Source organism: Agromyces sp. GXS1127 (assembly GCF_050565425.1).
Taxonomy (GTDB): Bacteria; Actinomycetota; Actinomycetes; order Actinomycetales; family Microbacteriaceae; genus Agromyces.
In genome coordinates this window covers 538996-545422 of the sequence record NZ_JBOCIG010000002.1, presented here as the reverse complement: position 1 = coordinate 545422, position 6427 = coordinate 538996, and the positions used below count along the sequence as shown (strand labels likewise).

The window sequence follows — 6427 nt, the reverse complement described above, 5'->3', positions numbered from 1 at the left end:
AGTTCGAGGTCATCATGAACACGCCAGCCGCACTGGCTGCGTGACTAAAAACTGTCACCTATCCGTGCAGCAGACCCGTGCGGCATCCAGGCGATGCACGCGGCCAGGTTCAGCGAGCGGGTGGTCGCGAGCGACATCTCGGATCGCGCGGTGCGGTTCGCGCGGCTGAACATCGGCCTCAATGCGATCGAGGGCGTCGAACTCCGGGCCGGCAGCCTGTAAGAGCCGCTCGGCGGGGAGCGGGTGGACCGGATCGTGTCGAACCCGCCGTTCGTGATCACGCCGCGACGGGACGGCGTGCCGGCGTACGACTATCGCGACGGCGGGATGGTCGGCGACGGCATCGTCGAGGCGGTCGTCCGCGGGGCCGCCGATCACCTGGCGCCCGGCGGGATCGCGCAGCTGCTCGGGAACTGGGAGTACCGGCGCTCCGGCGGCGAGCTCGCCGACGGGCTCGAGCGCGTCGCCGGGTGGGCGGCCGACGCGGGCCTGGAGTACTGGATCGTGGAGCGCGAGCGCCAGGACCCGAGCGAGTACGCGGAGACCTGGATCCGCGACGGCGGCACGCGTGCGGGGACGCCCGAGTTCGAGGCGCTGCACGGCGCCTGGCTCGAGGACTTCGAGGAGCGCCGGGTCGAGTCGGTCGGCTTCGGGTACGTGCTGCTGCGTCGCCCCGCCGACGGCCGCGGGCGCTCGCTCGCGCGCGCCGAACGCCTGCACGGACCGCTCGGCGACGTCGCCGGCGGCCTCGCCGCCCACCTCGAGGCGTGCCTCGCGGCCTCCGACCTCGTCACGGCGCTCGACGACCCCGCGCTCCGCGGCCTGCGCGTCGAGGTCGCCGAGGACGTGACCGAGGAACGCCACCACTGGCCGGGCGCCGAACAGCCGACCGTGATCCTGCTGCGGCAGGGCGGTGGATTCGGCCGGGTGGTCGACGCCGGCACCGGGCTCGCCGCGCTCGTCGGCGCGGCCGACGGCGAGCTGCCGCTCGGCGTGCTCGTCGACGCGATCGCGGACCTGCTCGACGTCGACCGTGCCGAGCTCTGGGACGAGCTCGCGGCGGCGACGCGCGAACTCGTCGCGGGCGGGATGCTCCGGCCAGTCGTCGGCTGAGGGTCGACTCCGCCGTCGACTGGCGTGCCGGCCGTCGGCGCAGCCGCCCGGGTCAGACCGTGCCGGCCGGCGGCCAGGCCCCGACGATGAGCGCCATGAAGGCGAACGTGATGAACTCGTGCGCGACGTTCACGGCGGTCAGCCCGGCCGGGCGGCCCTCGAACGCGTCGTGCGTGACGAACCGCGCCGCCGTGAAGCCGGCCCAGAGCAGCGCCGCCGTGCCGAGGGCCACGAGCAGGTACGAGCCCCCGAGCGCCGTCCACGCCGTGTTCACGGCGACCGCGAGCACCCACGCCGACACGACGCTGACGAGGATGGTCGTCGTGATCGGACCCACCGGGCTGCGGTCGCCGGCGTCGACGCGCGCGACCCGCATCCAGTAGTTCCCGAACAGCATCGGCGTGTACCAGGCCGACCCGACGACGAGCGTCGAGAGCGTGGCGAGGGCCACCGCCCACCAGTTGACGTCCCAGATCATCGTGCCCTCCCACGGTCCGGATGGCCGGAGTCTACCGAGCCGCCCGCCGCGCGGCCGCTCGCGCACGGCGACATCCCCGACGGCGGCGGTATCCTCGTGGCTGCCACCGAAAGCGAGCCCATGCCCGAGTCCCCACTCTCCGATTCGCCCTACGAGGTGCTCGGCGTCCCCGCCGACGCGGATGCCGTGGCGCTGCGCCTGGCGTACCGTCGCGCCCTGCGGCACGCCCACCCCGACACGGGCGGCGACGCCGTCCGGTTCCACGCGGTCCAGCGCGCATGGGAGCTCGTGGGCACGCCGGAGGCCCGCGCGGCCTTCGACCGCGGCTCGGGCGGCGGCATGGCGGAGCCGCAGCACGAGGCGTGGGCCCCTGCGGCACCGAGGCCGCGCCGCGACTCGCGGCCCATGGCCCGCGCCTACGGGCACCCCGGCGGGTGGACGCGCGAGCGCTACCTCGCGCTCATCCGCGAGTGGGCGGGGCGCGGCGTGACGCTCGAGGATCCGTACGACCCGGCGCTCGTGCGATCGGCGCCGCGCGACATCCGTCACGTCCTCGCCGATGCGCTCGCCGAGGAGCAGACCGCGCGATCGCTCGCGACGCTCGGGATCGCGTACACGGTGTGGCACGACATCGCGACGGATGCCGCGGGGCCCGGCCTGCCGCCGAAGCTCGATCACCTGGTGCTCGGACCGACCGGACTCATCGCGATCCAGTCGGAGGACTGGGGCGGGCCGATCGCGTTCAAGCGCGGTGAGCTCATCGGCGAGGCGCTGGCCGGGGAACGGCCGATCCGCCTCCTCGCGGCGCGTGCGAAGGCCGTGACGCGGCCCGCGCGCGTGAAGCCGACGGCACTCGTCGTGGTCGTCCCGGACGAGCACGCGCGGACCGACCTCGAGGTCGGCGGGTCGGTGCGCGGCGCCGCAGCCGTGCTCGTGCGGCGGTCGCGGCTCGCGAGCGCGATCCGCGACGGCATCCCCGGATCCCCGGTGCTCGGCGGCGCGGACGTCATGGAGATCCGGAGCCGGCTGCAGGCGACGATCCGGTTCGCGTGAGCCCGGCGGGTCGGCGGCCGGGCGGTCCGGCGGTCCGCTCGGCGGTCGTCGACCTGACGGCCGTCCGGGGCATCCGTCGACCTTTGCCAAGATGGAGGGATGGGCACCCCTGACGTCGACGCGTACATCGAGGACTTCACCGCGTTCGTGACGGCATCGCCGTCGTCGTACCACGCGGCCGAGGAGGTGGCGCGGCGGCTCGTGGAGGCCGGCTTCGATCGGCTCGAGGAACCCGACGCCTGGCCGACGGGACCGGGTCGTCGCGTGGTCGTCCGCGACGGCGCGGTCATCGCGTGGGTGCAGCCCGAGGGCGCCGAGGCGACGACGCCCTTCCGGATCCTCGGCGCGCACACCGATTCGCCGTCGTTCAAGCTCAAGCCGAACCCGTCGAGCGGCGCCGCCGGCCTCTCGCAGGCGAACGTGGAGGTCTACGGCGGTCCGCTGCTGAACTCCTGGCTCGACCGCGAGCTTCGCCTCGCCGGGCGCCTGGCGACGCGCGACGGCGTGACGCACCTCGTGGCGACCGGTGCACTCCTGCGGATCCCGCAGCTCGCGGTCCACCTCGACCGGGGCGTGAACGCCGACGGCCTCACGCTCGACAAGCAGCGTCACGTCCAGCCGATCTGGGGCGTCGAGACGATCGGCGAGCCGGCGGACGTCGTGGCGCACCTCGCGACGCTGGCGGGCGTGGATGCCGAGGAGGTCGTCGGCCACGACGTGCACGTCGTCGACGCGGCCGCACCGGCCCGGTTCGGCCGGGGCGACGTCTTCCTCGCATCGGGACGGATGGACAACCTGACCTCGGTGCACGCCGGGCTCACCGCCATCCTGGACGCACCGCAGGACGCCGGGCACATCAGCGTGCTCGCCGCGTTCGATCACGAGGAGCTCGGCTCGGAATCGCGCTCGGGTGCGAGCGGCCCCTTCCTGGAGGACGTGCTCGCGCGCATCGGCGCCGGCCTCGGCGCCGGCGTCGAGGAGCGCCGCCGCGCGTTCGCGGCGTCGTGGCACGTCTCGAGCGACGCCGGCCACGCCGTGCACCCGAACTACCCCGAGCGGCACGACCCCGTGAACCGTCCGGTGCTCGGTGGCGGTCCGCTGCTGAAGCTCAACGCGAACCAGCGGTATGCGACGGATGCCGCGGGCGCGGCGCGGTGGGCGGCGGCGTGCGCTGCGGCGGGCGTGCCGACCCAGGAGTTCGTGTCGAACAACGCGATCCCGTGCGGCTCGACCATCGGGCCGCTCACGGCCACCCGGCTCGGCATCCGCACCGTCGACGTCGGCCCGCCGCTGCTCTCGATGCACTCGGCCCGCGAGCTCGCGCACGTCGAGGACCTCGCGGCACTCGGCGCGGCGATCGCGGCTTTCTTCCGGGGCGCCTGAGCCCGGGCCGGCGCGGCGGGAAGCGGCGGGCGCCGGGACCCCGGCCCCGCAGCGTCGGTCGGGAGGCGCGCGCACCCGACTCTGGCGGGATCTCGCGCATCGTCGGCCGGATGCGCCTCCGGTCGGCGCGCGGCCGGGTGCGAGCATCGGAGCATGACGAACGCGACCGCCCCCGTGCCCGCCGTGCGTGCGGCATCCGTCGATGGGCTCTTCGCCCACGTCGCCACGCCCGAGGAGGCGGTCCGCCACTTCCGGGCGCGACTCGGCTTCGAGACCGACGTGTCCGACGTGGCCGGCGCGCTCGCGGCATCCGACCCCGGCTTCGTCCTGGTCGACACGCGCAGCGAGGCCGCCTGGGCGGCCGGGCGCATCCCCGGCGCCGTGCACCTGCCGGGACGGCGCATCCCGGCCGTCGCACCGACGCGCTTCGCACCGGGCACTCCGGTCGTCGTCTACTGCTGGGGCCCGGGCTGCAACGGGGCCACGCGTGCCGCACTCGCGTTCGCGAGCCTCGGCCACCCCGTGAAGGAGATGCTGGGCGGCTTCGAGTACTGGGTGCGCGAGGGGTTCGAGGTCGAGCGCGATGCCGGTCGCGAGCGCGGCCCGGTCGACACGCTCACCAACGTGGCGACCGGCGCGCCGGTCGTCGAGTGCGCCTGTTAGGGGGACACGGGCGGGGTCCGTCGGCCGGCGCCGTTCGCCGGCGGGCGAGCGGGGCGGACCCGCTCAGCGCAGCGGTCCGCGCCGCTGCTCGAGCCAGAGCGTGTGCTCGCGGAGTCCGTTGCGGACGGCGGCCTTGATGATCAGGTAGCCGATCCAGAGGCTCAGCGCGATGAACGCCAGGTAGATGAGCGAGCCGATGATGAGGGCAGCGGCGCTCAGTCCGCCGAGCATGCCGGGGTCGATGTTCGGGTCCACTCGGCTACCTTCGCAGAATCGCGGCCCGCCCCGGAAGGGACCCATCCGGGGGACACGACCCGCTCAGCACTCGATGACGTTGACGGCGAGGCCGCCCTCGCTCGTCTCCTTGTACTTCGACATCATGTCGATGCCGGTCTGGCGCATGGTCTCGATCACGGTGTCGAGCGACACCACGTGCGTGCCGTCGCCGTGCAGCGCGAGCCGAGCGGCCGACACCGCGGTGGACGCGGCGATCGCGTTGCGCTCGATGCAGGGCACCTGCACGAGCCCCGCGACAGGATCGCACGTCAGGCCGAGATGGTGCTCCATCGCGATCTCGGCGGCGTTCTCGATCTGCGCCGGGGTGCCGCCGAGCACCGCGCAGAGCGCTCCGGCCGCCATCGCACACGCCGAGCCGACCTCGGCCTGGCAGCCGCCCTCGGCGCCCGAGATCGAGGCGTTCCTCTTCACCAGGCTCGCGATCGCCGACGCCGTGAGCAGGTAGCGGCGGATGCCCTCGCGGTCGGCGCCCGGCACGTACTTCAGGTAGTAGTGGCCGACCGCGGGGATGATGCCGGCGGCACCGTTCGTCGGAGCGGTCACGACACGGCCGCCCGAGGCGTTCTCCTCGTTGACCGCGAGCGCGAACGCGTGCAGCCATTCGGTCGAGGTGTCGCGGACGTGCTCGTCGCGGTCGTACTCCTCGAGGCGGCGTCGCACCTCGGGCGCGCGCCGTTTTACCCGCAGGCCGCCGGGCAGCGTGCCCTCGGTCGCGAGGCCGTGCGCCACGCACTCGGCCATCGCGTCCCAGATCGCGTCGATGCCGGCGATGATGCCCTCCTCGCCGTGCACCGCGACCTCGTTGCGCCAGGAGACGTCGCAGAGGCTCACGCCGTGCTCATCGCAGAGTGCGAGCAGCTCGGCCGCGGTCGAGTAGGGCAGCGGATGCCGCAGCGCCTCCGCCTGCTCGGGGGCGTCGCCGTCGCGGCGGATGAACCCGCCGCCGACCGAGTAGTACGTCTCCTCGGCGATCGGGAGTGCGTCGTCGTCGCCCCAGGCCTGCAGCGTGAGCGCATTGGGGTGGCCGGGGAGCCGGGTGCGCGGTTCGAGTGAGACGTCGGACTGCGACATCCGGATCGGGTGCCGACCGGCGAGGCGGACCTCGGCGCCGTCGCCGAGGCGCGTCCACGCGCCGCGGACCTCGTCGGGATCGCAGTCGTGCGGAGCGAGGCCGCCGAGGCCGGCGATCACGGCGTCGGGCGTGCCGTGACCGAGGCCGGTCGCGCCGAGCGAGCCGTAGAGCGAACAGGTGACGCGCCGCACTCGGTCGAGGCGGCCATCGTCGGCGAGCCCGTCGACGAAGACCCGTGCGGCCCGCATGGGTCCGACCGTGTGCGAACTCGAGGGGCCGACGCCGATCGAGAACAGGTCGAGGGCTGAGACGAACGCTGTCACCCCTCAAGGCTACGTCGCAGGACGCGCAGGGATCCGCAGTCGATT

8 protein-coding genes are annotated in these 6427 nt (G+C 74.2%); 5 read left to right on the top strand and 3 right to left on the bottom strand.

The features are described 5' to 3' along the window. Positions 1 to 93: 93 nt before the first annotated feature. Positions 94 to 222: a hypothetical protein gene (locus ACQ393_RS05505; RefSeq protein WP_430645797.1), complete on the top strand. Its 129-nt coding sequence runs from the start codon at positions 94 to 96 to the stop codon at positions 220 to 222. Positions 223 to 243: 21 nt separating this feature from the next. Then, complete coding sequence (locus ACQ393_RS05500; protein WP_430645796.1) at positions 244 to 1113, top strand: hypothetical protein; 870 nt, start codon at positions 244 to 246, stop codon at positions 1111 to 1113. Positions 1114 to 1165: 52 nt separating this feature from the next. Here ACQ393_RS05500 and ACQ393_RS05495 read toward each other — a convergent pair whose 3' ends face one another. Beyond that, on the bottom strand, positions 1166 to 1591 hold the full coding sequence (locus tag ACQ393_RS05495) for a DUF1761 domain-containing protein (RefSeq protein WP_430645795.1): 426 nt from the start codon (positions 1589 to 1591) through the stop codon (positions 1166 to 1168). Between the two features lie 120 nt (positions 1592 to 1711). On the opposite strand from ACQ393_RS05495, the gene ACQ393_RS05490 reads away from it, so the two are divergent. From ACQ393_RS05490 to ACQ393_RS05480, 3 genes are all read left to right on the top strand, one after another. Beyond that, positions 1712 to 2644, top strand: coding sequence for a DnaJ domain-containing protein (locus tag ACQ393_RS05490; protein ID WP_430645794.1), 933 nt, complete (start codon positions 1712 to 1714; stop codon positions 2642 to 2644). 99 nt (positions 2645 to 2743) lie between these two features. Beyond that, a complete protein-coding gene (locus ACQ393_RS05485) occupies positions 2744 to 4027 on the top strand; it encodes a M18 family aminopeptidase (protein ID WP_430645793.1) in 1284 nt (427 codons plus the stop codon). Between the two features lie 153 nt (positions 4028 to 4180). Then, entirely contained in the window at positions 4181 to 4690 is a 510-nt protein-coding gene (locus ACQ393_RS05480) for a rhodanese-like domain-containing protein (RefSeq protein WP_430645792.1), read from the top strand. Positions 4691 to 4753: 63 nt separating this feature from the next. Here ACQ393_RS05480 and ACQ393_RS05475 read toward each other — a convergent pair whose 3' ends face one another. Both ACQ393_RS05475 and ACQ393_RS05470 read right to left on the bottom strand, forming a co-directional pair. After that, positions 4754 to 4945 (bottom strand): hypothetical protein, encoded by a 192-nt coding sequence (locus ACQ393_RS05475; protein ID WP_430645791.1) that lies wholly within the window; start codon positions 4943 to 4945, stop codon positions 4754 to 4756. A gap of 63 nt (positions 4946 to 5008) precedes the next feature. Further along, a complete protein-coding gene (locus ACQ393_RS05470; RefSeq protein ID WP_430645790.1) occupies positions 5009 to 6382 on the bottom strand; it encodes an L-serine ammonia-lyase in 1374 nt (457 codons plus the stop codon). Positions 6383 to 6427 lie beyond the last annotated feature (45 nt).

Excerpts from the sequence above, each read along its gene's own strand:
- ACQ393_RS05505 (WP_430645797.1), top strand. The coding sequence starts at position 94 with ATGCACGCGGCCAGGTTCAGCGAGCGGGTGGTCGCGAGCGACATCTCG.
- ACQ393_RS05495 (WP_430645795.1), bottom strand. The coding sequence starts at position 1,591 with ATGATCTGGGACGTCAACTGGTGGGCGGTGGCCCTCGCCACGCTCTCG.
- ACQ393_RS05490 (WP_430645794.1), top strand. The coding sequence starts at position 1,712 with ATGCCCGAGTCCCCACTCTCCGATTCGCCCTACGAGGTGCTCGGCGTC.
- ACQ393_RS05485 (WP_430645793.1), top strand. The coding sequence starts at position 2,744 with ATGGGCACCCCTGACGTCGACGCGTACATCGAGGACTTCACCGCGTTC.
- ACQ393_RS05480 (WP_430645792.1), top strand. The coding sequence starts at position 4,181 with ATGACGAACGCGACCGCCCCCGTGCCCGCCGTGCGTGCGGCATCCGTC.